This is a genomic window from Polaromonas sp. P1_G2, assembly GCF_056405515.1.
Map to the genome: position 1 here is coordinate 1 of NZ_JBFUBY010000908.1, position 513 is coordinate 513.

Consider the following 513-nt stretch of genomic DNA (forward strand, 5'->3'; position numbering starts at 1 on the left):
GCTCGAGAGCGTCGACCAGAACATCGACCTCGGCCCTTGTGTTGTAAAGCCCAAACGACGCCCTGCATGTGGAGGTGACGCCGAAGCGTTGCAAGAGCGGCTGCGCACAATGCGTGCCGGCCCTGACCGCCACGCCGTCACGGTCGATCACCATCGACACGTCATGGGCGTGGATGCCTTCGAGTTCGAAAGAGAAGATGCCACCCTTCCCCGGCGCATTGCCGAAGATTTTCAGCGAATTCACCGACCGGAGACGTTCCGCCGCATAGGCCGCCAGCCCGGCTTCATGTTCGGCAATCGCCGCGCGGCCGATCTTCTCCATGTAATCCAGCGCATAGCCCAACCCGATCGCCTGCACGATCGGCGGCGTGCCGGCCTCGAAACGATGCGGCGGATCATTGTAGGTGATCGCGTCGAGCGTGACTTCGCCGATCATCTCGCCACCGCCCTGGAACGGCCGCATGGAAGCGAGCCGCTCGGGTTTGCCATAGAGGACGCCGATGCCGGAGGGAC

Annotated in this window: 1 protein-coding gene; it reads right to left on the minus strand. The window is 63.5% G+C overall.

The features are described 5' to 3' along the window. A partial coding sequence (locus tag AC1D0P_RS28275; RefSeq protein WP_477679765.1) for an aminotransferase class V-fold PLP-dependent enzyme occupies nt 1–513 on the minus strand: 513 nt, incomplete at both ends.